Origin of the sequence: Rhizobium redzepovicii (genome assembly GCF_019793435.1) — a bacterium.
In the GTDB taxonomy this organism is placed as follows: domain Bacteria; phylum Pseudomonadota; class Alphaproteobacteria; order Rhizobiales; family Rhizobiaceae; genus Rhizobium; species Rhizobium redzepovicii.
In genome coordinates this window covers 1-23820 of the sequence record NZ_JAILYH010000018.1, presented here as the reverse complement: position 1 = coordinate 23820, position 23820 = coordinate 1, and the positions used below count along the sequence as shown (strand labels likewise).

The window sequence follows — 23820 nt, the reverse complement described above, 5'->3', positions numbered from 1 at the left end:
GGCGTCATCGTTGTCAAACGACGGGGTACCTGTAGATTGAGGTAGCCGGCTACATATTTTGCGGCGTAATCAACGTTATGGAACTTGTGTATGGGCATACCATTTGGACGCATGCAACCGCAAAGACCAGCTCAAATGACGCGTTGGCTGGCGCTGATGCTGCTGCGGCTATGATTGACGGAACTCGAGCCGCGTTCCCTTGCGGCGCGATCATCTCCATTGCATTGGCCATTACGGCCTTCTTCGTCAGAACGCCGGCTGGCGAGCAATGCTACTCCTCGGTCCGGGCCAGCACGAAATCGTGCTCTATCTGCCAGAACTTGCCAGAGAAACCGAAGTCTTTAGCGCGCACCGAATTTTCGACGTGCTGGAACTTGGCAAGCAAGCTCTCCTTCACACCAAAGACGGCGTCAGAGTGTATGTACGGGTCGTCCGGATCAAAAATATGCGTCGTCAGTGTCTCGAAGCCGTCGGCCTTGATAATGTAGTGCAGGTGAGCGGGCCTGTAGGGATGACGACCGAGCGCGCCGAGCAGCTTACCAACCGGTCCATCGTCCGGGATCGGGTAATATTTGGGCTTGACGGCTCGAAACCAATAGCGGCCATCCGCGCCGGTGCGGAAGATGCCGCGAAGGTTGAAGTCTGGTTGGATCCCCTTCTGCTGCACGTCGTAGAAGCCTTCGTCGTTAGCCTGCCAGACGTCGATAACAGCGCCGGCAACCGGCTTGCCGTCCGTGCCGAGGATGCGGCCGCCAATCACCATGTCCTCGCCCTTCTGATCGAGGCAGATATTGGTACCCATCGGCAGTTCCGGCGCGTCGGCAACGTGAAACGGGCCAAGAACAGTGCTTTCGGAGGCGCCTGAGGGCTTGCGGTTATTGATGGCGTCGACCAGCATCGATACGCCGAGCACGTCCGACAGCAGGATAAATTCCTGTCGCCATTCGTTGCATGTGTGCCCTGTGCGGGTGAGAAAGAGGATTGCCTCCATCCATTCGTCCTGCGTCGGCTCAAGCTCCTTCACCGCCTCGTGCAGCTTGCGTGTCACGACCTCCATCACGCGCTTCAGGCGCTGGTCTTTGGCGGTGGCGTTACGGCTCGTGACCACCTCGACAGAGTTCTCTTCTGTGAAGAAACCCTTTTCATGTGCGTCAATCATTGCCGTGTCTCCCCAAAACCGTGGTCATCACGCGTCGCAGCTCGGCTGACGGATCTTCAACGATCGCTTCACTTCGCCAGGCGACATGATGGTCGGGACGCACGAGGAGGACGCCGCTGTCTCGAATTTCGCGCATATTCGCCCAGTCGCCGGCGAAGTCCTGCCAGGGTTGACGTGGACCGATCAGGTGTGCGGCAATATCGATGCCCAGTTCCTTCCCAAGGGTTCGGGCGGCCTCGATCCAGCCCTGCCCGCCAATGCCGGTGAGCACGGTAAACTTGCCATGTCCGGCAAGGTCCAGCGTCGACAGCGTTTCACCTGTCGCCGAATATACCCAGGCATGCGGCAGCCTTGCCCCTGGCCAGCTCGTCTGCTGGCAGTGCAGTTCCGGATCCCTGGCGAAGGCCGGTTCCGCCTGGCCATCCGTTACGATCGCGCCGGATCGATAGCGCTGGTTCATCTCGACGCCATGGCAATCGAACTCGTAGACCTTGTCGGCAATCGCCTTGCGGATCGCGGCCCGTTGCTCCTCGGCCGCGACAGTGTTGTTGCAGCGGGCATCCATGTTCTGTTGCATCTTCACCGGATCAATCGAATCAAGCAGACCAAGCGCCTTGAAAATCGGCCCGAACTCTTCGATCGACTTGTTGGCGCGGGTGACGATCTGCTTGGCGACAGGCGCTCGCTCATCCTGATAGCTATCGAGAAGCCTCGGGTCAGCGGTGCCCTTGAGGACGAAAGCCAGCTTCCATGCGAGGTTGAATGCATCCTGGATCGAGGTGTTCGAGCCGAGCCCGTTTGACGGCGGATGGCGGTGGGTGGCGTCGCCCATGCAGAAGACGCGGCCATTCGACATTGACGTGGCGTACATATTGTTGACGGTCCAGGTCGAGACCGACTTGATGGTCATCTCGAGATCGGGATCGCCGACCAGGTCGCGCACGACCTTCTTCGCATGCGCTTCATCCACCGAAGGGGGTGGCTGATTGATATCGTAACCCCAGACGATCAGCCATTCGTCCCAGGGCCTGACCATACGCACCAGCCCCATGCCGATGCCGCCGACATCAGCACCCGGCTGCAGCACCCAATAAAGCACCGAGGGACGATGGGCGACCAGTCGCGACAGATCGGCCTTGAACAGAATGTTCATCGAACCGGCAACACCCATCTTGCCTTCGAATGTGAGGCCCGCATGTTCCGCAACCTTGGAATTGCCGCCATCGGCACCGACCAGATACTTTGATCGGACGGTAAATTCCTTGCCGGTCAGCCGGTCGAGACAGGTTGTCATGACCCCGTCTTCGTCCTGCGCATGGCTCAGATATTCCGTCGACATGCGCGATTGGCTGCCACGCGAACAGGCCGTCTTGAACAGCAGCGGCTCCATGAAGGTCTGCGGCAGATCGTTCATATGAGCCGGCGATGACAGCTGGTGCTCGGCGCGCGATAGCGGATGTTTGCCCCAGCTCTTCATCCGGCCAATCTCCTCCCCGGTGAGCGAGGTGCAGAACACGTTCTCGCCCATCAGGTCTTGCTCAGCCGCGAACATATAAGCCTCGTCCTCCACATCGCGACCGAGATCACGCAGCACTTCCATGGTGCGCTGGTTGGTGATGTGGGCGCGCGGCGTGCTGGCGAGCCAGCGGTAGCGGTTGATCACCAGGTTCTCGACCCCGTAGGACGAGAGCAGTGCGGCGGTGGCGGAGACTGCCGGGCCGGTGCCGATGATGAGTACGTCAGTGGTAATGTCAGCCATGAGGCCCTCCCCTATGCGTGAGATTGAGCGGCCCGCCCTTCAGGACGCGGCGAACCGGAAAAAGCTGGATATCGGTGCGCTCGGAGAACAAACCCCAGAGGCCGCGCGGCGCGAGAAGCATAGTGGCGATGCCGAGAAGGCCGAGCACCAGCAGGTACCAGGAGCCGTAGTCGGCCAACAGGTTCTGTAAGAGAAAGAAGATGATGACGCCGAGGATCGGTCCCTCGATCGTCCCGATACCGCCGATCACGACGATGAAGATGACATAGGCCGTCCAGTCGGTGACCGAGAAGGCTGCGTCCGGCGAGATGCGGGCCTTCTGCACGTAGATCAACGCCCCGGCAATGCCCGTCATGAAGGCGGTGGCGAGATAAACCAACATCTTCGTCCGCCGCGCATCGACGCCGACGGCGCGGGCGGCCTGTTCGTTGTCACGGACGGCCGCGAGACCGAGGCCCTGCTTGCTGCGCAGAAGTCCATAGATGAAGCCGATTGTGGCGACAACGAGGATCAGCGCCATCCAGTAAGTCAGCGCATCGCCCGCCTCAGAAGCTTTCATGCCGAAGAGGTCGCGCATCGCGCCGACACCCATCATCTCACGCGTCGCATCGCGCGGCAGCGAGGTGCCGGTGCCGCCGCCGAGCGCCTTCCACTGGGCCAGCAGCAGCCGCACGACCTCGGCCACCACCCAGGTGCCGATGGCAAAATAGGGACCGTAGAGACGGAAGGTGAAGAAGGCCGTGGGAATGGCAAGGGCAACCGAAAACACGCCGGCAATCAGGATGGCCGCGATCGGATCGAAGCCGAACAGGATGACGCAGCCGAACATAGTGTAGGCGCCGAAGCCGACGAAGGCCTGCTGGCCGACCGAGATCAGCCCGGCATAACCGGCAAGCAGGTTCCAGTTCTGCGCCAGCACCAGCATGGTGAGGATGAAGAACAGGTCCTGAATGACGCCGCGCGAGACAATGAAGGGTGCGGCGAAGGCAAGCAGCAAGAGAGCAATCACTGCCACGGCGGACAATGCTGATGCCCTGGTGCGTGTCTCGACGGTGAAGGATGGAATGGCCATGGTCATCGATGCACCTCAATCCACTGCGCGCGGGAAAAGGCCGCGCGGTCTGAACAGGAGAACGGCGAGGAATGCCAGATGACCGGCAAGGATCTGCCACTCCGGATTGATTGCGGCACCCACCGTCTGGGCAACGCCCAGGATGATGCCGCCGGCAAGCGTGCCCCAGAGCGACCCAAGCCCGCCGATGATTACCACTTCGAAGGCATAGATCAGCCGCGCCGGCCCGGAGGTCGGATCGAAATTGGCGCGCGTCCCGAGATAGAGGGCGGCGATCGTCACCACGACCATGGCAAGCCCCGTCGCCATGGCGAAGATGCGTTGCGGCCGAATTCCCATCAGCCCTGCCGTCACCGGATCGTCCGAGGTCGCCCGGAAGGCGCGGCCAACGGATGTGCGATAGATCAGCTGATTGAGGCAGATGATGACGGCGACGGCCGAAATGAAGGTCATCAGCGGCATGATGCCGGCGGTGACCGGGCCGAGATTGACGGAGGCGCTTTCTAGGCTGCCGGCAAAGACGCGGCGGCTATCGGCGGAAAATCCCTCGAGCAGGGCGTTCTGGATCACGACCGACAGCCCGAAGGTGACGAGCAGCGGAGGCAGGATATCCTTGCCGAGCGTGCGGTTGAGCAGGAAATATTGCAGGCCCCAGCCGATGGCAAACATCAATGGCGCCGCGATTGCGGCAGCCACGAAGGGATTGAGCCCGAGCGTCGTCACCAGGATCAAGATCAAGAAGGCAGCAAGCACGATCAGGTCGCCATGGGCGAGGTTGACCAGCCGCATGATGCCGAAGACGAGGCTCAAGCCGGCCGCAAACAGCGCGTAAAGCCCGCCGAGCAGCACGCCCTGGAGAATGGTATCAAGCCAGTTCATGGTGATCCGTCCCGAAATAGGCCCTGTGGATGTCGTCGCGGCTGAGGTCTGAGGCGCGGCCGGAAAGCGTCACGCGCCCCTCCATCATGCAGTAGACGCGGTCGGCCACCTTCAGCGCCTGAGCAATATCCTGTTCGACGATGACGATCGAAGCGCCGGTCTCGCGGATCCTGGGAAAGGCGGCGTATATATCGCGGACCACGACCGGGGCGAGGCCGAGGCTGATCTCGTCGCAGAGCAGTAGCGCCGGATTGGACATCAGCCCGCGACCGATCGCCACCATTTGCTGTTGCCCGCCGGAAAGTGCCGTTGCCGGATTATTGCGCCGCTCCTTCAGGATCGGGAAAAGCACGAAGATGCTTTCGAGAGTCCACGGGCCGTCGACCTTGCGGCCATAATTGCCGATCAGCAGGTTTTCCTCGACGCTTAACGACGGGAAGAGTTTCCGACCTTCCGGCACCATGGCGACGCCGCGCGCCAGAATGTCCGGTGCCGGCAGTGCGCCGATCGGTTCGTCGCGATAAAGGATCGACGCCGGCGCATTGGTGAGCTCGCCTGAGACAGAGCGCATCAGTGTCGTCTTGCCGGCCCCGTTGGCGCCAATGATGGCGATGGTCTCGCCGGCGCCGACGATGATATCGATGCCAAATAGCGCCTGGAAATCGCCGTAGGAGGCGGTCAAGCCTCTGGTTTCGAGAAGCGCCATCAGATCTCGATCCCCAGATAAATTTCACGCACATCGCGCGACGCCATGATGTCCTCGGGCTTGCCGATGCCGATGACCTTGCCGAAATGCAGCACCAGCAGCCGCTCGACGACGGAATTCAGCGCGTGCAGCACGTGCTCGATCCAGATGACGGCAACGCCGCGCGCGTGAATGGCGCGGATGGTGGCCACCAGCGACCGGCACTCGCCCTCGGTCAGTCCACCGGCGATTTCATCGAGCAACAGCAGCTTCGGTTCCGTCGCCAGTGCCCGGGCCAGTTCCAGCCGCTTGCGTTGCAGCAGCGACAGGCTTCCGGCCAGCACATTCGCCTGATCGATCAGCCCGGTATCCACCAGGATTTCGGCGCAGCGGTCCGACACCTCGGCCTCGCGTCGCCGCGAGCCGAAGGCGCCGGCGACCAGGAGGTTTTCGAAAACCGTCAGCTTTTCGAACGGCTGCGGGATCTGGAAGGTGCGGCCCATTCCCGCAAGGCAGCGCGCCATCGGCGGCGTGCGCGTCACATCTTCGCCGAGAAAGCGGATGCTTCCGCTGTCGGCGGGGATATTGCCGGTGGTCAGATTGAACAGCGTCGACTTGCCGGCGCCGTTCGGCCCGATAATCCCCAGCGCCTCGCCTTCGCCGACGGCAAAGGAAATCTGCTTGGCGACTGTCAATGCGCCGAACTTCTTCGAGACCCCATCGAGTTCGAGAATTGCCAAACCCATTCCTCCCAGAAACAGGCGGGGCCTCTAGAGGCCCCCGCGCCCAAAATCAGGCGATTGCTTCCATCTTACCACCGACCGGAATGTTCGGCGCCGTCTTGTTGTCGGTGATGACGAGATCGTAGCCGCCGCCGTCTTTGAGCCGCCACTGTCCGCCGACGAGCGGCGTCTTGGCGATGTTCTTGGCGGCAAAGGGAGGCAGACCCCTGCCGTCCCAGGCGATCGGCCCGACCAGTGTATCGAGCTTGGTCGCGGCAATCGCCTGCGCGACGGCATCCCCGTCTGTCGGATCTCCGGCCCGCTTCATCGCATCCACCGCCAGTTCGAACAGCGCACGGGCAAAGCCGATCGGCTGCGTCCAGGGCCTGTTGGTCGCCTTGGTGAAGGCGTCTGCCACCTGTGCTGTACTTTCCCCCGTCAAGGACGACTTGAACGGATGGCTCGGCGTCCACCAGACTTCAGACGACAGATTATGCCCCGCACTGCCGAGCGCCTCGACGGTCTGCGGGAAAAGCAGCGCCTTGCCGATCGAGGCGATCTTCGGTGCGAAACCCTGCTGCTTGGCCTGGTTCCAGAAGGTGGTGAAATCAGGCGGAATCACCACGCCGGTGATGATTTCGCACTGGCCCGACTTGAAGGCGTTGATCTGTGCGGAGAAATCATCCGTCATATTCTGGTAGCGGCCGGGGTCGATCAGGCCATAGCCCATCTTTTCCAGCACCGGCGGGAAGCCAACGACCTTGTCTCCCCAGGCATTGCCGTCGCCGTCATTTGGGAAGAGACCGCCAACCTTCTTGTTGGTTTCGATCTGCGCCCACATGTTGGTGAAGACCGAGATGACGTCCTCGAGACCCCAGAAGAAGTGATAGGCGTAGTTGAACGGTTTCCAGGACGTGGGGTCACCGGGATTGCCCTGCTGGCCGATGAACCACGGTTGCCAGGGCGCGACCGTCGAAATGCAGGGCATTTCCTCGGCCTCGCAGGTGGTCGCCACCGGATTGGTGGTCTCCGGCGTCGACGCAACGAGGATCAGGTTCACCTCATCGGTGACGATCAGTTCCTTGGCGACTTCGGCCGCCCGGTTCGGATTGGATTGGCTGTCCTTGACCACAACCTCATAATTGAGCCCCTTCGATTTGGTGACTGCCAGAAAACTGTCGATGATGAATTTGTCGGCCTCACCGAAGGCGGCAAGCGGCCCCGTCTGCGGGCTGACATAACCAAGCTTGATCGCAGCATTCTGTGCGATCGCGGGGGCGGCAAGCCCGGATGTCGCCACCAGTGCCCCGGTGGCGGCCGTCGTCTTCAGAAAATCGCGTCTCGTAAACATGTTTCCTCCTCCCATTTTTCTCTCCTCCCAGAGAGCGTGATGTCTGCCGTCGACTCATGCCGGCCGTTTGCCCTCCCAGGCATCCTGCAGAAGGGCACGAATGGACTTCCGGTCGATCGGCCTTGGATTCCAGTAGGGATTTTCGGTAGCCATCTCGGCTGCGCGATCGAGATCGGCTTCGCTGAGGCCCAGACCCTTCAGCGCCAGCGGTGAACCGATCTGCCTGGCGAAATCCCAAAGCCCGCCGCCGACCGAGCCGCCGAAGATATCGGCGACCTGCGCCAGAAGCTCCGGCACGGCTGCGGCATTGTAGGCGGCGGTGTGCGGCAGCATGATCGCATGCGTCTCGGCATGCGGCGTATCGAAAGCGCCGCCCAGCGTGTGGCAGATCTTGTGGTGCAGTGCCATGCCGACCGTGCCGAGCACGGTGCCGCAGAGCCAGGCGCCGTAGAGCGCATCGGCGCGGACATCGGCAGCCCGCGGCACAGCAACGATGTCAGGCAGGCTGCTCTTGAACGCCCGCAGCCCCTCGGCCGCCATCAGTGTTGAAATTGGATTGCGATCCTGCGCGTAGAGCGCTTCGACCGCATGGGCCATGGCATTCAGCCCAGAGGTGATGCTCATGCTAACAGGCAGGCCAAGCGTCAGCGCCGGGTCGTAGATCACCACCTCAGGCAGGATGCTCGCATGGCGCACGGTGGTCTTTCGCCCGCCCTCCGTTTGGCCGAGGATTGGCGTCACCTCAGATCCGGCATAGGTCGTCGGGATGACGATTTGCGGAAGATCCGTGCGATAGGCGATTGCCTTGCCAAGCCCGGTGGTCGAGCCGCCGCCGAGCGAAACGACGCAATCGGCCTGCGTACGGAGAACCACATCCATCGCCTCTTCGGTGACATCGACTGGAGTGTGCATGACGGCCCCGCCAAAGACGCCGACGGCGAGAGAGCCCAGCCGCGCGGCCAGCGCTTCGGCATCGGCCTTTTGTTGGGGCGTCGAGAGGACGAGCGCCTTGGCGCATCCGAGCTTTTCCACCCACTCGCCGGCGGCAGCGCACTGGCCTTCGCCGAAGACGATATGGGCAGGGCTGCCACTGTAGATGAAAGTCCGGCTCATGTCCCGGCTCCCCTCCTGGCGCGGACCATGATGAAAGTCAGTTTCAACAACCATCCCTTGCCCTGCTGCTCGAAGGTTCGCACCAACTCGGGTTTGACGGCGAAGATCGCGTCTTCGGCCAGATGCGGATCGCTGCCGTCATAGATATGCGTGGTGACCGTCTCGAACTCCGGCGCCTTGATCATGAAATGAAGATGCGCGGGGCGGCACAACGGATAGCCCGCCTGCCGTAGGAGCTTTCCCACGGGACCATCATCGGGCACGCCATAGCCGCATGGCTTGATGGTCCGATAGTGGAACCGTCCGTCCGTATCCGTGCGAAAACAGCCGCGCAGGTTGAATTCTGGCTGCAGGTCCGGTTGCTGGTTTTCGTAGAACCCTTGCGCATTGGCCTGCCAAGTGATGATCTCGGCATTTGCGATGGGATCACCATCGAGATCCTGCACGCGGCCGAAAACGTCCAGCGTCTCGCCGATGCCATCGAGCGATATATTGCCGCCAAGCGGCAGTTGCGGAACGTCGGCGCGGAAGAAAGGTCCGCGCACGGTGTTGGGTGTGGCCGTCTTCGGACGGCGCGAATTGATCTCCTCGACCAGCGCCGACGCGCCGAGCAAATCCGACAGCAGCACCCACTCCTGGCGCCGCTCGTCGCTGGCATGGCCGACGTCGGTGAGGAATTCGATCACCTTACGCCAGTCCGCCTGGGTCGGCCGCAATTCCCGGATAAGGGCATGAAGATGCGTCACCGCAGCCGCCAGAACTTGCGGCAGGCTGTCGTCCTTCGATTGCGGAAGTCGTTGCGCGAACATGTCGTGCGAGGTGGCCTCGCTGAAATTCAGCGCCGTCGGACCCGGCATCATGCGTCTCCTCCAGAGCATTGGCTGGTAGAGATAAATTAGCGCGATATCACGTTGCCTATGATGATTTTATTCCAATTCTATATATCATATCGTTATGAAGATAGATGAACGACACCTTGTCCAACTGGCCGCGGTTGTCAAAACCGGCGGCGTCACAGAAGGCGCTGCCCTGCTTGGTCTATCCCAACCAGCCGTATCGCGCACGCTTTCCATGCTGGAAGCGCGGATCGGCGAGCCGCTCTTCATCAAGGGCCGCCGTCCGCTGCAGCCGACGCCACTCGGCCGCGCCTTAGCTGACCACGGCCAGACCATGCTGTCGGCATCGCGCAAGGCGTCCGATGTCGTCGAGAGTTTCCGGGTCGGCAAGAGCGGCGTCGTGCGCGTCGGCGGCACGCCCTTTTTCATGGATGCGCTGATCGCAGGCATGATTGCCGAGTTCCAGAACCTGCATCCCGACGTACGCATCGAGCAGACCTATGGTTATTTCCCAGACCTCCGCGCCGCGCTCAATGCCGACCAGATCGACCTTGCCATCTGTCCGATCGATATTCTCGACGAGGGCTCCGGCCTCGAGTTTCAGCAGATCCTGCCCGGCCGCAATGTCATCGCCTGCCGGGTAACCCATCCATTGCTGCTGAAGCGGCGGCCTCAGCCGGCGCACCTGCTCGATTTCCCCTGGGTGGCGCCCCCGCCAGGCAGCCCGCTGCTCACCGACCTGCGCAGCATGCTCCTGTCTTTCGGCGCAACTGAAGTCAAGATCCGCTATTCCGGCGGCTCCCTTATGAGCGTCGTCCACTACATGAAGGCGGCCGATGCGTTGACCATCATGCCGCACAGCGTCGTCTTCGCATTGCGCAACGAAAAATCCATCACCGCCCTGCCCGTCCCCATCTCCCATCCGGAACGCGCGCTCGGTTTGCTAAAGCGTTCAGACGCACCCCGCACGCCCGCCGCCGATCACTTCGCGCGCCACATCCGCGCGGGCTTCGATAACCTCAAGCACCTGATCAAGCGGCATGAGCAGTCAGTGGTCTGGGGCTCATAAGCAATATCCGAGAAACCTGCCGCGGGCCGTTGGCGCCCGTTTCAGGTTCGGTCTGACCAAGGATCTCGTCGACGGTGCGACCGGCTGCGGAGCGTCGCGTTGGCTTCATCGAGGAGGCACTGGAAAACCTGCGGGGCAGCCTGATCATGCAGGCTCTTCATCAGTTAAAGAAGAGACGGCTCACGCCGCCTCCTCCTCGTCGAGTTCCGGCTGCAGGGAATGCAGGTAGTCGAGCGCGCGCTGGGCATGTGCTGCCGCCGAGAAGATGGCACGCTTGTCGTTGCCCAGAACCTTCAGCCAGCCATCGAGATAGCATGCGTGGTCGGGGCGTGGTTCGAGCTCTGGGACAATGCCGAGATCGGCGCAGAGAAACGCGCTGCCGAGTTCGGCAATCAGTTCCTCGCGGGCACGATCGCTCCTATCTTTGGCGTAGCGGCTGAGATCGCGATCAAGCCTTTGCGGTGCGCCGGTCCAATGCGTGATCTCGTGGCTGAGGACGGCGACATAGGAAGCATCGTCCCGGAAGGCATCTGGGCATGGCATCTGGATGTAATCACGCTGAGCGGCATAATAGGCAGCCGATCCTCCGTGGCGGATCAGCGCCCCGGTATTGGCAAGGAAGCGGCCGGCATCGCCGATGCGGCTCATCGGATCCTGGTGAGGTGCGCCGTCGTCAAAGCGGCCATCAAGACCGGCGATCTGATCGGTATTGAACACCATGTAGGCTTTGAGGAATGGAATGTCCTGTTCGATCTCGGTCCCCGTCTCGGTCGTCTCGGTGCGGATGAACGAACTGGCGAAGACCACGGTCGTGCCGGTTTCGCCCTTGCGAACGGCGCCGCCGAGCTCGATTGCCTGGCGAAACGTCATCCAGCGTGATGAGGCAAAGCCGCGGGCGATGGCTTCCGACCACAGCAGCAGGACGTTGATCCCGGTGTAGGGTTGGCCGTTGTGGCGCAGTGGCCGGCTGACCTCGGCCGTCGCATGTCCCGTCGTCCAGGGTCTGGTCCATGGCCGCACGCCCTGTTTGAGATCGGCGATGATCGTGTTGGTGATGCGGCTGTAGATATCGGATCGTTGATTGGATTGCTGGCTGCTCATGTTGGAACCTCCGTTTCGAGGTCGCGGCCATCGCGACCTGCTACGGCGGTCCGAAAGCCGGGCTGCAAGCGCTGCCTGCACCCGCAGGGCCGCAACGAAGTGGAGGACGGCAAAGCCGTTGCCGGCGGCGCGAGCCTGGCAGGACCAAAAGCCGGGGCAGGACGCGATGGCCGTAATCAAAGGGGGAGGTTCAGACGGAGGCGGACATGGCAGAATCGCGAGGCGGCATCATGTCGCTCACGTCACGGATCAACCACAGGCAATACAACATCACGCGCCGATCAAGATCATCATCCTGAGCGATGAACATCCAGGCATGGCGCGAGCATGAGCTCGACGGTCGGATGGCAGCGGTCGATCGCGCTCCTTACTGCCAACCGTAAGCCGGGCTGATGGTGGAGACGGAGGGACCGCCTACTTATTTCGGCAAAGGCAGGTGGAAGCGGAATTGCGCCATATGAAAGCCCGCCGCTAACTCCCTCTCACTCCGGCGGCAGGCCAGCTAACCTTATCCAGTTCGCGAGCAACGGAGCTCGTAATTTCAAAAGGCACATTGGTAGCGGTCGGGTACGATCGGAAATGACAATTTCAGCGCTCGAACCGATCCAGCATCCTCTTCAGTTGTGCGTTTTGCAGTCTAAGCTTCGTCGCCAGTTGATCGCGGAGCAGCCTGATTTCTCCATCGAGGCTCACTGCGTCGTCAGCAACGGCGGTAACGCCTGGAGAAGGTGAAACAACGACAGTAATCGTTTTCGCTTTCTTGCTCCCCCTGCCGCGCTTTCGCGTAGGACCTTCGCCTACCGGCAACGCCTTTGGTGCGGCGTGCGCGGCTACGTCGGCCTGATTGGATAAGGCCGGGTCAACGACTTTCGCGAGCGTGGCGCTTTCGCCATCTGTCGTGTCGTGAACACTGCTTGCCGCTCCTTCGGCATGATCCGGCTCTGCTGACACCGCCTCGCGTGCTTTGTGAATGACTGGTTTTTCGTTGGCCAACCGGTTGTTGGCCGCCGTTTCAGTCGGCTCTGTGATGGCTGATGCGTCCGGCTTCACGTCATCGGTCGAGCCGTGTTCTTGCTTTTGCTGGCGTCGCCGTGACACCAGCCCAGCAAGAAGTTTCCATGGAGACGCCATATTAATCGACCTCGAATTCTACTTAGTATGCAAACTGCGCGCGAAAACGTTGGCGGCAGAACGAACCGCCGCCAAAATCTTCACGTCAATAAGCATGAGAATGCGGCCAGCGATTGGCCGTTCTGCGGATCAACCGAGGTTGAGTCGCTTTCGCAGATCGGCATTTTCAGCGCGGAGCTTCTCCGCCAGCAGCTTACGCAGTCTCTGGTTTTCCTCTTCGAGCTGCAGAAGATCCGCGATCTCATCAACTGCCGCCACCGACGGTGCAGGCGCTACCGACACAGCCTTCGGAGCACGTTTGACAGGCGCACGCCTCGCACTCGTCGCCCCTTCGTCAGGTTTTGCTTTGCGTCCTCTCGTCTGCTTTGCGGCTTTGGCACCCAAAGCCGCCGCCGGTTGCACAGAAACGGCGGCTGAGGCGGTTTCAGGCACCGCCTTCTTGGCGCGAGGTCTGCGCATCTTCTTCGCTACATCGGGCACGGCAGCGGCCGGCGTGTCAGCACTGGTCATTGTATTGTTTTCGTCGGCCATCATGGTCTCCTGTAAAGCCGATGCATTTGTCTCCTGCCCGATCGGCGGTGTCAACAACGGCCCGGACTGTTCTCCCGCTAAAAGCTTCTCGCTGCCGCTCGTGCGAGGCGCTACTGAAAGAAATGGCATTCCCTCGTCTTGCAGTTCTTGCGCGACGGACTTGAGATCCATGTCTCCCCAGATCGAGTTCGGCTTGGAATTGACTCTTCGCCGATCAGATCTGTATTCGACGGCAAAGCTGCGTTGTACTTTTTTCACTTAAGAAGCCTTCGATGTCAGCAGTGATTTTTTCAGCGACGCTTTCAGCATCGCAACATGTGCTGCAAATAACGACTGTTGCGCCGGCGGTCCATACCCCCGGCGACACCTGGGCTATGGGAACTCGGACGATGAAAGTCTCCAGCCGCTCACATGGAGGCAACATTGTGGTTCCCGGTGAGAGCCGCAATGGTCGCTGCCCCGTCAGACATGCCTGCCTTGACCGGAACCGTGAACTGATAACCGCCATTTCGGATCGTCCGAAAAAGGGGGCCGCTTTGAGTTTGACCAAGCTTGCGTCGCAGCCTGCTCATCAAGACGTCTATTGATCGGTCCATAGGCTCGCTCTTGCGCCCCTGCGTCAGATCAAGCAGTCGGTCTCGTGACAACAGTCGGCCCGGTCTCTCAAGAAAGACCACCAAAAGGTCGAACTCGGCCGCGGTCAACTCGATCTCCGGGCCAAGCAACTTACAAACCCGCCGGGTGCTTGTGTCAGCGACGAATTCTGCGAAATTGAAGACCTTGACGTCGCTGTCAGCGTCCTCAGCGTCAGCGGCTCGTCGCAAGACTGCCCTGATCCTTGCCACGAGTTCTCGCGGATTGAATGGCTTGCCAAGATAATCGTCCGCTCCGAATTCCAGGCCGATGATACGATCCACCTCCTCCTTCAATGCGGTCAGCAGAATAACAGGAATTCGAGACCCCCTAGCGCGCAGGTTCCTGCAGATATCAAGGCCTGAACCATCCGGAAGCTGGACGTCGAGCACGATCAGGTCAGGCCTGCTGGAATCGATCCACCTCTCACATTCCTGCCGACTCGCAACAACCGTTACACGAAAACCTTGCTCGACAAGGTAACGCGCCAGCTGCCGGCGAATCTCCGGATCGCCATCAACTATTAGTATGTGGTCCATTGGCCAACCTCGGTGATTAATTTCTTCTTCCATTCCGGCTTCCGATTCTCGTTTTCGTCTGTGGGAAATCTCCAGAAACATCCCGACATCGCCGAGAAATTTAAGCTGCTAGAGCCATTGCATTGAAAACTCCTCCCCAGCACTGCGAGAGTGCGAGATCGCCAACGATCGACGCAGGGTTTGGGGATGGGGTTGTTGCAGATGGCGAGCGAACACCGTCGGGAGGTTTGAGTTTGCGGCTGAGACTGGCGAGCGTGTTCGCGTTGTTCTTGTCGGGTTTGACTGCGACAGAAGCGGCCGAACCAAAAACACCCGATGAGCCCTCATGGAAATCGGAGCCTGGATACAACCACGCCGGATGGTTGGCCCCGAGCACTGCTGCGCCGATCGAACATCTCCTCGTCGGTGCCGATGGGATAAAGGAGAAATATGATGACTGGGGCGTTGAATGCACGAACGGCGATGTCGGAAAGCAATGTGCCGCAGGTCAGTTTTATGCAGATCCAAAGAGCGGCTTGATTGTGTTCGCAATACAGGTCTACCCTTCTGAACAACTGGGTACGAGAGTCCTCATCAGGATGCCACTCGGACTGAGGTTGTCGGAAGGCGTGCGCCTGGAACTCGATACGCAACCCTCAGAACAACATGCAGATGTTGCGACGTGCCTGCCCGAAGGTTGCGTCGTTCTTCTCATCATGTCCGAGGGAACCATAGACATCATGAAAGCTGCGCAGGTGCTAACCGTCAGCGCCATTTCGTTTGCTTCAGGTGGAAAGTTGACCTTTCGGATCTCTCTGAAGGGGTTTCCTCGTTCCCTCGAACGGCTGGAAGAACTGCAATGATCGCGACGCTCCCATCGCGGTTGTCGTTCATTTCTCCAAACGATCGACGGACTTCCGGCCGACACCGTTGAGCCGCAGCGCTCGGAGCGCTCAGAATCGAGCGTGGCTGGGTTGCGGGGCGAGCGGATCATTGGTTGCAGGAGATCGAGGGCTTATCTGCGCAATAGCATTTGTATCTCAAGAAAGGACAAGATCCGATCGCCAATGCGCCGTTCGAACAAGAGCATTCAATCCAATAGTCTTTGGAGCTATGCTCGGGTCCGCGAAACAACGAGTATCCGGTTCCTGTGTCAGCTATGCTGGACCCGACAGTAAACAGCGACGTGTGGGAGGTCGAGCTGTCGTCGGCAAAGGTGGACGACGACGAACTGGAGGCGACCAGGCCGGCGATCAGACAAAGCAACGGCGTCCTGAGTGGATGCTCCACGCTGCGACACGGTGGGAGGGACTTACGCGATATACCGTCGTTCAGTTCGATGTTCATGACGGGTTCCCCACTACATCGCCAAAGGTAGCGGGTCTAATGTTAAGCAGCGTAAAGGCTGGGTAAAATTGTGTAAAAACAGACGAGTGGGGCCGCTCCGGACAACGGTCGACAGGTCGTTCCTGCTGGTGCCGCCTCTGACGTGCGGTGCGGGAGCGAGATCAACGGCTTGGAAAAGCGGCGAGCGTCCCGCTTGTCCAGCATACCAACGGGGCTCCTCCCACCGGCATGCTAACGGACGGGCCGAAGCAAGCGGGTTGATGAATAACAGGTCGGGAGTTCCGGAAGGCAAAAATCAGCAAGGGTCACTTGCCTATGAAGCCCGCGGTCCGGTGATATTGCGTCGGCGGTTCCAAGGTCTTGCCGTTGCCGTAGAGCTTGTTGATCCGGTTAGGAGTCTCTGAGGCGCATCCTGTGCTGCGACAGGGCGAACTATTCCGAGATAACCAATATATTCGGCCGGGAAGCAGGAGAACCGTATGCATAATCCGCACGGACCGAGGACCTCTCTAAAGCCGTCGTGCGCGGTATCTAATGTTCAATGCCGAATCCTTCGCGCTGCATGCTATGGCGCGGATCGAGCAGCAGCTCCCAACCGAGCGTGGCGACTGCGAGTGCAATGTGCTGTGGGTCCCAGCCGGCGGAGCGTGCCTTTTCGAAAAGCCTGGTAAGTGAAGGCTCGAGTGCGAATTTGCATTCGATTTGATAGGCGCTGTCATTTGTTCGGATCGGAGAAGACGGTATATTGATGTCAGCCACGAGTTAGCGCCTTTGCTTCGTTTAATCGGCGGTGAATCTTCGAAGGACGTCCTGATAGTAATTCACCGGTTCATGGCACGATCATGCTCAGAAAGTTTCCGCGTTTTACGAATTGTTTCCAAACCAAGTGCATCGGCTACGCCGCTCGATTGTGCGAGATGCGCAGCATTTCTGCGGGAGTGGCTGGTCAAGCGGCTGAAGCCGCTGATCTGAGAGATGTGGCTCGAAGGCAGTCGGTCTAGCCGGACACATGAGCAAATGTGTCCAGAGCTAGGGATCAGGCTAGAAGGACCATAAGGGATCGCCGGAAGGTCCGGCGGGAGAGAATTGTTGGAATGTCAAACGATCACGTCTCTTGATGTTACAATGCCGGAGGCCTGATCGTCGGGGCTTCGCGAGGCCGCAAGGATCGCCGAGCGATTTCTGTGCCCGATCGCCGCCTTGTCCCGCGCACTTGTCCTACGTGGCTGGCATGTTCATTAGCTCCGACAACCGATTGGCATTCTTGATCGAATGTCCGTCGCGATCGTTGTTGAAGTAGACCCATACCGTCTTCGCCCGGCTTTGCCTAATGCGCTCGACCCACTCGAGCAATTCCGCGTCGCTGTAATCGTGGCGATACCATTGCTTGGTTCCGTGGAACCGAACATAGATGTCATCGGCGGTCCGCACCAGCTCATCCGGTAACCGGGGCCCGCTGCAAGAGCAGAAAATCGCCCCGGCGGCTTTGAAAGCCTCGAAAACCTCCTCATTCCACCAGCTCTTGTGGCGAAACTCGACAACGTTCCTGCGGCGGCAATCGAGCTGCGATAAAATAGATTGCAGCATTTGCGGAGTGTAGCGAACGCTCGGCGGCAGCTGGAAGAGAAAGCAGCCCATCTGCGGGCCGAGAAGGTCGGCGATATAGCCGAAATCCTGGATCAGACTTTCCGCGTGCTCGAACCGCTTGATATGGGTAATCAGCTCGCAGACCTTGATGGTGTAGACGAAACCCGGCGCGGCCTGGCGGATCCAGGCCTTCACGGCTCCGATTGTCGGCCACGAATAGAACGGGGCGTTCAGCTCGACCGTCTTGAAGCTGCTCTGATAGATCGAGAAATATTGACTCGACGGAACATCCGCAGGATAGAACTTTCCCTTCCAATGCCAATAGTACCACCCCGAACATCCGATGTGGATACGACCAGCCGTTCGATCCTCGGTCGATTTGTTGGCCTGCGGATCGGCTAGCCGTACCTGACGCATTTTGGCGGCCCGATTGACATTGGCGTCGCGCTGCGTCTGCCGGCGCTCAGCGCGGCGTGCTCGGCGGGCCGCGTTATCTTCAGCAGTGCGGTCCACCAATCGATCCTCCCCGTCCCGGTCTCGACTTAACCCGCAACGTAAGCACACGGTGCCGGGTTTACTGGTTGACGATCAGCATCTTGACATCGCCAGGATGAGTCCCGATGCGCGGACGCGATCCTGCAAAGCCGACCAAAGACTGATCTTCGCCGAGCCCGCGTAGGTCTGCGATACCCTCGGGCTTGATGCGCCCGCTCTTGAGACAAAGGGTCAGTGAACAGTCCTGAGTCCGATGCCTCTCAGCAGCCGATACCTTCGGCGTTTCCTGCGTCGACCGCTTCGAAATCAGCCGGCCACAACGTCTTCCTCATCCGACTATACGAGCGCGCCGAGCGCCAGGAACGACTGCAACTGTTGTTCCGACTGCTCGCCCTTAGCAATCACCCGAAACGCTTTGCCATCAGCTTTGAATTGCCGCGCAGTCTTTAGCGCATCGGGGTAAAGGAGCATCGGCTCATTACAGGTGTCGCTACCCTCCGGGTCGAGCGAGCTGATGGCGATGACCTGGAATGTCGCGGCCATAAAATGTTTCCTTTTTCACGCCGGGATAACAGACCGCTAGCCTTCGTTCCCGTCTGATAGAAAACCCTTTGGAACCGCTTCGCGTGCGTCTTGAAGCGCCGTGATCCGATCAAGCCACTTGCTTTTGAGGACATCGTTGATCGCAAAAGCGACGTCCTCGGCGCTCCAATCCGCATCTTCCATTTCCCGAATGAGTGCGGTCAGTTTGTGATCGACAATGCCGCGAAGCTCATGATCATGGTTGGCACGCTCATTTGGCATTTCACACAGCCCTTCAAACTGATCTGTGCAACGGTCAGGCCGCGCATATGTTCCACGGCGAGTTCGACATCCCTGGAACCGGCCAAGACAAGCATGTGTGATTCCGGCCGTCCTCCTTTCGTGCCACCAATGGTCCTGATGAAAATGATATTGTAGGGGTCCCCAATTGTTCAAGGTCAGACAAATCGCCTTGGCGATCACCGGACCGTTTCCACCTTGCGCCGCCAAGGTGCCTTTAGACGGAGGTAGAAGCGCCAGATGGAACCTCAATGTCGATAAGCAGTCCTTCCTCCGACCAGGTTTTCTCGAGACGCCCTTTAAGCTGCTTTTCGACCATGGCGCCGACGATCACAGTGCCAAAACCTCGTTTGGCTGATTTAGGAGGAGCGTCGACGCCCACCTCTTGCCATCGGATGTTAAAGCCCGCCCCGGACGGTCCAGGTTTCCAACTGATTGACAGCTTGCCTTGCGCGGTGGCAAGCGCACCGTGATGAGCTGCATTGACAGCGAGCTCATGGAGCACGAGCGCAAGGGGCTGGACGACCGGTGCAGGCATTCTTATATCCGGCCCGCTAAAGAAGGTGCGAGTGGCCGCGAACGGCGCTACCTGTTGGCGAATGAGTTCCTCAAGAGAAATGCTTGTCCAGCTTCGTGCAGCCAGCAAGGTATGGGCACGGGCTAGCGCCTGCACGCGATGTTGAATAGCAGCGGCATAAAGGGCGGGATCATCGGCATTGCTCAGGCGGACGATGCTGTCGACGATCGCCATGACGTTCTTGGATCGGTGGTCGACTTCCATCAGCAGGCGGTGCTCGGACGCCTCCAGTGCCTCAATGCGCCGGTATTCCGTCATGTCGATTTGAGATCCAAAGAAATACAGGATCCTTCCGTCATCCCCATGGATAGGACTTAGATGCAAGCGGTTCCAGAACTGCTCACCGCTCTTCTTATAATTGAGAATCTCGACCCTACACTCGCGCTCGCCGGCGATAGCCGCACGAATTTCGGCGACGGCGATCGGAGACGTCGCGGGACCCTGCAGGAAACGACAGTTGCGGCCTAGCACTTCTTGGGGTTCGTAACCTGTCAGTTCAAGGAATGCCTTGTTTGCAAGAACGATCGGCACGTCGGGCTTACGGGCGTCAGTGACAACCATCGGCATCCGGGTGCGTTCAAATGCGATCGCTGCCAACTCCTTGCGATCGGCTAAAGCTGCTTTTGAAGATGCGGAAGGCAAATCCCCGTGGAGTTTTTCTCTTGGATGGCCTGTCATGCTTCCACGCTCACTGTAAGACGTCGGCTGATAACGTGGCTCGCGTATCTTTGTTTCCGAGAAGGTTATGATCGCTCCTCCAGGGCTCTCGGCTGCAGCCTTTGCCAACGCGACGGCGTCCGGTATATATCAGGATGGCCTTTCAGCCTTGTGGGCCGTGCAAGGATCAGACACACCCAATGATGATGAAATTCTTTTCCAGTTCCAGCCGCTCGCGAGAGCGCTTTCTCGAAGCGATCCTGCAGAGCGCGATCGAGTATGCGATCATCTCGACAGATCTGGATGGCTTGGTGACCACGTGGAATGAGGGCGCGCGACGGATCCTTGGATGGGACGAGGCTGAGATTATCGGCAAACCCGCCGCCGTAATTTTCACGCAGGAAGACCTGCAGGCGGGGATTGTCCAACGGGAGATGACCGCCGCTTTAGCGGAAGGCCATGGCAATGATGAGCGCTGGCACGTTCGCAAGGACGGATCGTTGTTCTGGGCCTCTGGCCAGATGATGGCGTTGACGTCGGACGACGGCGAAGTCGAGGGCTTTGTAAAGATTCTGAGAGATCGCACCGAGCAGCGAGAGAATGAGGAGCGACAGCGTGTTCTCATGCATGAACTCTCGCACCGCATGAAGAATACGCTCGCCGTCGTTCAGGCTATCACCAGCCAATCCTTCCGAAACGCTACTTCTATGGAAGATGCGGAGCAGTCGATCTCGGCCCGCATCAGTGCTTACTCGAAAGCGCACGACATTTTACTTCAGCAGAACTGGCTGGGCACGAGCATGGCGACCATCGTCGAGGCTACCGCGATCAATCTCGGACTTGAGACGTCAGGACGTTTCAAAGCGAGCGGTCCTGCAGTTGAATTGGGTCCACAGGCGGCCCTTTGCTTCTGCCTCGTGCTGCACGAGCTCGTCACCAACGCCAGCAAGTATGGTGCTCTTTCGGCAGATACAGGGACGGTCGAAATCGAATGGTCCGTGCGAAACGAGGTGGGCGCCCCGAGCCTGAACTTCACTTGGCAGGAGGGTGGAGGTCCGCCGGTGGAAGCTCCCAGCAAGAAGGGGTTCGGCACACGACTCGTCAGCTCCAGCCTGTCTGCTTTCGGAGAGGTTTCTCTTGATTACGCCCCGACCGGGCTCATCCTGAGGCTGGATGCCCCGCTTCAAAAGCTACAATATAAGAACTATTCCGACGCCGAGGAATAATTTGATGCAAAGCTAGGAAGGCTGGCGCTCGAGAAATCAAAGACATCGATGATGTCATCGCGAGACGGAAATCCGCAGCCGTTCCGGCGCGATGAACTTTCTCCTCGATTGGTGAGGCTTGCCGGACAGAATTGGCGACAGGGCACCTGGCGACCGGACGATCGGATGTCGCGGAACTCTGTGTATGGCACGCGCTAACTTCCTTTTGGATGGATAAATTGAACGCGCAGCCTTCTTCGCTTAGAGCAAGGCTGGCTGTGACCCCGGCTCCCCTGAGGTGGCCACGATGGTCGAACCGTAGGGCTCCCGTGACGTCACTACGATCTGGTGGTTCGGCAGCGGCCGGGCGAGCGTCTTCGCGGGTGTCCGTGTCGTCACCGCGGGTATTATCCTTGGGGAAGAATTGACCTTCATGCGCCCAATCGGCCTCGGCCTCTTCAAACTCTTCCGGTAAAAGGTGGTAGATGACGAGCTTGTCGAGCACATCGTCCACGTCCTGGGCCATTTTGAGCAGGTCCATCGACTTGCCCATATGGACGCGCTCGTCGAACCTATCAAAGCACATGCCAGAGACCATGGTGTGAAGACCGAGAACCTTCTTCGTCCTCTCCGGGTGGAAACAAGGTTCGTTGACTTGGCTCGACCGCAACCTTCATGACATCGTCGGGTGAAATATTATGATCGTTTTTGTACAAAATGGTGGGCATGCCAAATGCTCCAAGCCGGAATGATTGCTGCTGGCATGTTCCCATTTTTTTCTTCTTATCGAATGAGTCAATCTCAAATCGCGTCGGTCGTCGCGGACAGAACCTCAGCGCCGCTTACCGTTCTTAGGGGGCGGCTCCTCCCACTCAAGAGAGCTTGGAAAAGCAGTATCTCACTGACGGGCAGGCCTCGCGCAGCGTCTTAATGGAAGCTTCGGCTCTTCACCTTGAGCTGATCAATATGAAGATCCGGAACGAAGATGTCCCTCGGCTTTGCGGCCGCCACGCTGTCGCGCGAATCCGGAGCTCCCGGCGGGCCGTGCGCGAACTCGTCACCGCGTCCAGTTGGCAGCCGGAACTCTGCGTCGCGGTCGGCCAGCCCGGAGAGATCGCCAGACAGGTCGAAGGCTTGCTGGGCCACGAGATGAACGACGTCGCCTTCACGCTGAATTCTCCCATTGATCGCGATCATCGATGCGCCGAGGACGACGCGACGGCGTTGCTCGAAAAGCTTGGGCCAGACGACGACGTTGGCCGGCCCGGTCTCATCCTCGATCGTCATGAAGATGACGCCCTTGGCGCTACCGGGTCTCTGCCGGACGAGGATTAGGCCAGCGGTCATCAACCAGCGACCATCCCGCGCGTTCATGGCTTCCGCGCAGGTGACGATCCGGCGCTCCGTAAAGGCCGTCCGAAGGAAGGTGACAGGGTGTTCGCGCAGCGTCAGCCCGATATGACTGTAATCCTGGACAACGTTGTGCCCTTCCGTCATCTGACGGAGGGCGACCTCGGGTTCCTGCTGTTCGGCGACCGCCCTCGCCTCGCGTTCGGAAGCGGCTGCGAAGAGCGGAAGGGGTTCGTCACGCAGGGCCTTGATCGCCCACAAGGCGTCTCGGCGCTGAAGTCCCAGCGACGGCAGGAAGGCGTCGGCCTCGGCGAGCTCGACCAGAGAAGCCGCTGGGACTCCGGACCGTCGCCACATATCGTCAACGCTTTCGAACGGTTGGTCCATACGGGCAGCCACGATACGAGCGGTGTCGGCAGCGGCGAGGCCGCGCACCATACGCATCCCGAGGCGGACGGCGTGGTGATCGGTATCGCCGATACGCTCGAGCGTGCAGTCCCACCGGGAATTGTTGACGCAGACGGGCCGAATCTCGACGTCGTGGTTCCTGGCGCAGCCGACGATTTGGGCCGGCGCGTAAAATCCCATCGGCTGCGAATTCAGCAGCGCCGCGCAGAAGACGTCCGGGTGGTGGCATTTCACATAGTTGGAGGCATAGGCGATCAAGGCGAACGACGCCGCATGGGATTCCGGGAAGCCATAGCTGCCGAATCCTTCGAGCTGGCTGAAGGTCTTCTCGGCAAACTCGGCCGTGTACCCGTTCTTGATCATGCCGGACACGAGCTTGTCCTTGAAGCGCGAAACGCCGCCCGTGAACTTGAAGGTCGCCATCGATTTTCGAAGCTGGTCGGCCTCGCCGCCGGTGAAGCCCGCACAGACCATCGCGACCTTCATCGCTGACTCCTGGAAGAGTGGCACGCCGAGGGTCTTGCCGAGAACGGCCTCCAGTTCCGGCGTCGGATAGACGACCGCCTCCTTGCCCTCCCGGCGACGGAGATAGGGATGCACCATATCGCCCTGGATCGGACCAGGCCGCACGATCGCGACCTGTATGACCAAATCGTAAAATGTCCGTGGCTTGAGCCGGGGCAACATGTGATTAGGCATGGAATAAGGACCCCGCATTTGGGGTGATCGGCGTCCAAACGGGACCCCCATCTGCGATGGGGTTACAACAGCCTCCGGTTTCATCGGAGGCTTTTTGTTTGGATGCTTATTGTG

General features: G+C 59.7%; 22 protein-coding genes and 1 pseudogene. 3 read left to right on the top strand and 20 right to left on the bottom strand.

Translation table 11 applies throughout. From position 1 onward, the window contains the following. Positions 1 to 271 precede the first annotated feature (271 nt). Genes K6N12_RS25695 through K6N12_RS25655 form a run of 9 tightly spaced genes read right to left on the bottom strand, consistent with a single transcriptional unit; the run spans position 272 to position 9600 of the window. Positions 272 to 1156 carry an intradiol ring-cleavage dioxygenase gene (locus K6N12_RS25695; RefSeq protein ID WP_179867191.1) on the bottom strand — a complete coding sequence of 295 codons (885 nt, stop codon included), beginning with the start codon at positions 1154 to 1156 and terminating at the stop codon, positions 272 to 274. Next, the gene (locus tag K6N12_RS25690) at positions 1152 to 2918 is read right to left on the bottom strand and encodes an FAD-dependent oxidoreductase (protein WP_222148997.1); all 1767 of its coding nucleotides are present in this window, start codon (positions 2916 to 2918) and stop codon (positions 1152 to 1154) included. The genes K6N12_RS25695 and K6N12_RS25690 overlap by 5 nt, the downstream gene beginning before the upstream one ends. After that, positions 2911 to 3996, bottom strand: a complete 1086-nt coding sequence (locus K6N12_RS25685) for a branched-chain amino acid ABC transporter permease (RefSeq protein WP_222148996.1) — start codon at positions 3994 to 3996, stop codon at positions 2911 to 2913. The genes K6N12_RS25690 and K6N12_RS25685 overlap by 8 nt, the downstream gene beginning before the upstream one ends. 9 nt (positions 3997 to 4005) lie before the next feature. Next, positions 4006 to 4869: a branched-chain amino acid ABC transporter permease gene (locus K6N12_RS25680; protein ID WP_064649813.1), complete on the bottom strand. Its 864-nt coding sequence runs from the start codon at positions 4867 to 4869 to the stop codon at positions 4006 to 4008. Continuing rightward, positions 4856 to 5575 carry an ABC transporter ATP-binding protein gene (locus K6N12_RS25675; protein ID WP_064649814.1) on the bottom strand — a complete coding sequence of 240 codons (720 nt, stop codon included), beginning with the start codon at positions 5573 to 5575 and terminating at the stop codon, positions 4856 to 4858. Before K6N12_RS25675 ends, K6N12_RS25680 begins: the two co-directional genes overlap by 14 nt. Beyond that, a complete protein-coding gene (locus K6N12_RS25670; RefSeq protein WP_222148995.1) occupies positions 5575 to 6294 on the bottom strand; it encodes an ABC transporter ATP-binding protein in 720 nt (239 codons plus the stop codon). Before K6N12_RS25670 ends, K6N12_RS25675 begins: the two co-directional genes overlap by 1 nt. 52 nt (positions 6295 to 6346) lie before the next feature. Further along, the gene (locus K6N12_RS25665; protein WP_222148994.1) at positions 6347 to 7627 is read right to left on the bottom strand and encodes an ABC transporter substrate-binding protein; all 1281 of its coding nucleotides are present in this window, start codon (positions 7625 to 7627) and stop codon (positions 6347 to 6349) included. 54 nt (positions 7628 to 7681) lie between these two features. Then, on the bottom strand, positions 7682 to 8740 hold the full coding sequence (locus K6N12_RS25660) for a maleylacetate reductase (RefSeq protein ID WP_097629517.1): 1059 nt from the start codon (positions 8738 to 8740) through the stop codon (positions 7682 to 7684). Continuing rightward, the gene (locus tag K6N12_RS25655; protein WP_064649816.1) at positions 8737 to 9600 is read right to left on the bottom strand and encodes a dioxygenase family protein; all 864 of its coding nucleotides are present in this window, start codon (positions 9598 to 9600) and stop codon (positions 8737 to 8739) included. Before K6N12_RS25655 ends, K6N12_RS25660 begins: the two co-directional genes overlap by 4 nt. Before the next feature lie 94 nt (positions 9601 to 9694). Here K6N12_RS25655 and K6N12_RS25650 point away from each other — a divergent pair, with 94 nt between their 5' ends. Beyond that, entirely contained in the window at positions 9695 to 10645 is a 951-nt protein-coding gene (locus tag K6N12_RS25650; RefSeq protein ID WP_064649817.1) for a LysR family transcriptional regulator, read from the top strand. A gap of 180 nt (positions 10646 to 10825) precedes the next feature. Here the strand turns inward: K6N12_RS25650 and K6N12_RS25645 are convergent, their stop codons facing one another. The 4 genes from K6N12_RS25645 to K6N12_RS25630 form a co-directional block, all read right to left on the bottom strand. After that, positions 10826 to 11746 carry an ArdC family protein gene (locus K6N12_RS25645; protein ID WP_222148993.1) on the bottom strand — a complete coding sequence of 307 codons (921 nt, stop codon included), beginning with the start codon at positions 11744 to 11746 and terminating at the stop codon, positions 10826 to 10828. 588 nt (positions 11747 to 12334) lie between these two features. Continuing rightward, on the bottom strand, positions 12335 to 12877 hold the full coding sequence (locus K6N12_RS25640) for a hypothetical protein (protein WP_097629553.1): 543 nt from the start codon (positions 12875 to 12877) through the stop codon (positions 12335 to 12337). A gap of 129 nt (positions 12878 to 13006) precedes the next feature. Further along, positions 13007 to 13666: an MreC domain-containing protein gene (locus tag K6N12_RS25635; protein WP_131711687.1), complete on the bottom strand. Its 660-nt coding sequence runs from the start codon at positions 13664 to 13666 to the stop codon at positions 13007 to 13009. A 149-nt stretch (positions 13667 to 13815) separates the two neighbouring features. Next, complete coding sequence (locus tag K6N12_RS25630; protein WP_131711701.1) at positions 13816 to 14580, bottom strand: response regulator; 765 nt, start codon at positions 14578 to 14580, stop codon at positions 13816 to 13818. Between the two features lie 233 nt (positions 14581 to 14813). Between K6N12_RS25630 and K6N12_RS25625 the strand changes: the two genes are divergently transcribed. After that, positions 14814 to 15422 (top strand): invasion associated locus B family protein, encoded by a 609-nt coding sequence (locus K6N12_RS25625; protein ID WP_131711686.1) that lies wholly within the window; start codon positions 14814 to 14816, stop codon positions 15420 to 15422. Positions 15423 to 16437: 1015 nt separating this feature from the next. On the opposite strand, the gene K6N12_RS25620 is transcribed toward K6N12_RS25625, so the two are convergent. From K6N12_RS25620 to lov, 5 genes are all read right to left on the bottom strand, one after another. Next, the gene (locus tag K6N12_RS25620) at positions 16438 to 16665 is read right to left on the bottom strand and encodes a hypothetical protein (protein ID WP_097629557.1); all 228 of its coding nucleotides are present in this window, start codon (positions 16663 to 16665) and stop codon (positions 16438 to 16440) included. Between the two features lie 459 nt (positions 16666 to 17124). Next, the gene (locus tag K6N12_RS25615) at positions 17125 to 17910 is read right to left on the bottom strand and encodes a DUF72 domain-containing protein (RefSeq protein WP_425517727.1); all 786 of its coding nucleotides are present in this window, start codon (positions 17908 to 17910) and stop codon (positions 17125 to 17127) included. Between the two features lie 414 nt (positions 17911 to 18324). Further along, entirely contained in the window at positions 18325 to 18531 is a 207-nt protein-coding gene (locus K6N12_RS25610; RefSeq protein WP_097629559.1) for a hypothetical protein, read from the bottom strand. 36 nt (positions 18532 to 18567) lie between these two features. After that, complete coding sequence (locus K6N12_RS34220) at positions 18568 to 18993, bottom strand: hypothetical protein (RefSeq protein WP_239620706.1); 426 nt, start codon at positions 18991 to 18993, stop codon at positions 18568 to 18570. A 34-nt stretch (positions 18994 to 19027) separates the two neighbouring features. Then, positions 19028 to 20065: a blue-light-activated histidine kinase gene (gene lov, locus K6N12_RS25600; RefSeq protein ID WP_222135028.1), complete on the bottom strand. Its 1038-nt coding sequence runs from the start codon at positions 20063 to 20065 to the stop codon at positions 19028 to 19030. A gap of 179 nt (positions 20066 to 20244) precedes the next feature. Here lov and K6N12_RS25595 point away from each other — a divergent pair, with 179 nt between their 5' ends. Continuing rightward, a complete protein-coding gene (locus K6N12_RS25595; protein WP_222148992.1) occupies positions 20245 to 21270 on the top strand; it encodes a sensor histidine kinase in 1026 nt (341 codons plus the stop codon). A 240-nt stretch (positions 21271 to 21510) separates the two neighbouring features. Here K6N12_RS25595 and K6N12_RS34215 read toward each other — a convergent pair. Both K6N12_RS34215 and K6N12_RS25585 read right to left on the bottom strand, forming a co-directional pair. Then, a pseudogene (locus K6N12_RS34215) lies at positions 21511 to 21630 on the bottom strand (SOS response-associated peptidase); the annotation flags it as partial. Between the two features lie 546 nt (positions 21631 to 22176). Next, the coding region (locus K6N12_RS25585; protein ID WP_246645617.1) for a helix-hairpin-helix domain-containing protein at positions 22177 to 23820 on the bottom strand (1644 nt) is incomplete at its 5' end.

Coding starts and splice junctions, on each gene's coding strand:
- K6N12_RS25660 (WP_097629517.1), bottom strand. CDS start 8,740: ATGAGCCGGACTTTCATCTACAGTGGCAGCCCTGCCCATATCGTCTTC.
- K6N12_RS25610 (WP_097629559.1), bottom strand. CDS start 18,531: ATGGCCGCGACATTCCAGGTCATCGCCATCAGCTCGCTCGACCCGGAG.
- K6N12_RS25680 (WP_064649813.1), bottom strand. CDS start 4,869: ATGAACTGGCTTGATACCATTCTCCAGGGCGTGCTGCTCGGCGGGCTT.
- K6N12_RS25690 (WP_222148997.1), bottom strand. CDS start 2,918: ATGGCTGACATTACCACTGACGTACTCATCATCGGCACCGGCCCGGCA.
- K6N12_RS25685 (WP_222148996.1), bottom strand. CDS start 3,996: ATGACCATGGCCATTCCATCCTTCACCGTCGAGACACGCACCAGGGCA.
- K6N12_RS25595 (WP_222148992.1), top strand. CDS start 20,245: ATGATGATGAAATTCTTTTCCAGTTCCAGCCGCTCGCGAGAGCGCTTT.
- K6N12_RS25665 (WP_222148994.1), bottom strand. CDS start 7,627: ATGTTTACGAGACGCGATTTTCTGAAGACGACGGCCGCCACCGGGGCA.
- K6N12_RS25640 (WP_097629553.1), bottom strand. CDS start 12,877: ATGGCGTCTCCATGGAAACTTCTTGCTGGGCTGGTGTCACGGCGACGC.
- K6N12_RS25650 (WP_064649817.1), top strand. CDS start 9,695: ATGAAGATAGATGAACGACACCTTGTCCAACTGGCCGCGGTTGTCAAA.
- lov (WP_222135028.1), bottom strand. CDS start 20,065: ATGACAGGCCATCCAAGAGAAAAACTCCACGGGGATTTGCCTTCCGCA.
- K6N12_RS25655 (WP_064649816.1), bottom strand. CDS start 9,600: ATGATGCCGGGTCCGACGGCGCTGAATTTCAGCGAGGCCACCTCGCAC.
- K6N12_RS25675 (WP_064649814.1), bottom strand. CDS start 5,575: ATGGCGCTTCTCGAAACCAGAGGCTTGACCGCCTCCTACGGCGATTTC.
- K6N12_RS25630 (WP_131711701.1), bottom strand. CDS start 14,580: ATGGACCACATACTAATAGTTGATGGCGATCCGGAGATTCGCCGGCAG.
- K6N12_RS25615 (WP_425517727.1), bottom strand. CDS start 17,910: ATGCGTCAGGTACGGCTAGCCGATCCGCAGGCCAACAAATCGACCGAG.
- K6N12_RS25645 (WP_222148993.1), bottom strand. CDS start 11,746: ATGAGCAGCCAGCAATCCAATCAACGATCCGATATCTACAGCCGCATC.